This window comes from Hydrogenivirga sp. 128-5-R1-1 (genome assembly GCF_000171895.1).
In genome coordinates this window covers 1-1,104 of record NZ_ABHJ01000502.1, presented here as the reverse complement: position 1 = coordinate 1,104, position 1,104 = coordinate 1, and the positions used below count along the sequence as shown (strand labels likewise).

Genomic DNA, 1,104 nt, shown 5'->3' with positions numbered 1-1,104 from the left:
TTTAGATTCTCCAACAAGAGTTAGGACTGCTGGCTCTTCCTCAGTTGCACCTTTAATATCCTCATATCTAACAGCAAAACCATCCATACCGCTGTTATCAGCAGGAGGATTATCTCTGTCTGCAGTTACATCTTCAGCAAGTATCCTGCCTATAGCCTGATTAATAAAAACCTTTTCTATACCAAGTGTTTTTGTATGGTTTATAACTTTTTCAAGTGCTTCTTTATATAAAATCAATTTTTTCCTCCAAATATTTCTTGAATTGGTTTTACATCAATTCCTTTTTCTTTATAACACTGTATAGCAACAGCAGCAGCGTAAGCTCCTCTTATGGTTGTAAAGTAAGGAACTTTATGTTCAACAGCTGCTCTTCTTATGTAGTATGCATCTGACCTTTCTCTTTTCCCTGAAGGAGTGTTTATAATAAGCTGAACTTCTCCATTTCTTATTTTGTCAACTATATTTGGTCTTTCTTCTGAAAGTTTACTTACAAGCTGTGCTTCTACATTATTTTCAGTTAAGAATTTAAATGTTCCTTTTGTAGCAAGAATAATAAATCCTAAGCTTTTAAGTTTTTTAGCTATTTCTAAGACAGCGGGCTTATCTTTATCTGCCACTGAAATGAAAACATTTCCACTTTCAGGAAGTAAAAGACCTGTGGCTGCTTGAGCTTTCCAGAATGCAAGTCCAAAGTCTTTATCTATCCCCATTGCTTCTCCAGTTGATTTCATTTCAGGACCCAGCAGCGGGTCAACTTCAGGGAATCTGTTCCACGGGAAAACAACTTCTTTAATAGAGTACATTTTCACATTTTTATCCCAGAAATCTGAAGCTGGATGGGTTTCTTTTATATTGAAAACTTCAGGGACTATTTCTTTTAATTTTTTACCAATTATTATTTTTGATGCTATTTTTGCCAGAGGATAGCCTATTGATTTACTTACAAAAGGTACTGTTCTTGATGCTCTTGGATTTACTTCTATAATGTAAATTTCATCATTTTTAACTGCGAACTGAACATTCATTAAGCCTTTAACATTTAAGGCTTTTGCAAGTTTTTTTGTTTGTTCTTTTACTTTATATACTATATCCTCTGAAAGAGAA

Annotated in this window: 1 protein-coding gene and 1 pseudogene; both read right to left on the bottom strand. The window is 33.9% G+C overall.

What is annotated here, in order from left to right; all coding sequences use genetic code 11:
* Positions 1-237, bottom strand: a pseudogene (locus tag HG1285_RS00350) (molybdopterin molybdenumtransferase MoeA); the annotation flags it as partial.
* On the bottom strand, positions 234-1,104 hold an 871-nt coding region (locus tag HG1285_RS00355), incomplete at its 5' end, for an ATP-grasp domain-containing protein (protein WP_008289689.1). The gene HG1285_RS00355 and the pseudogene HG1285_RS00350, both read right to left, overlap by 4 nt.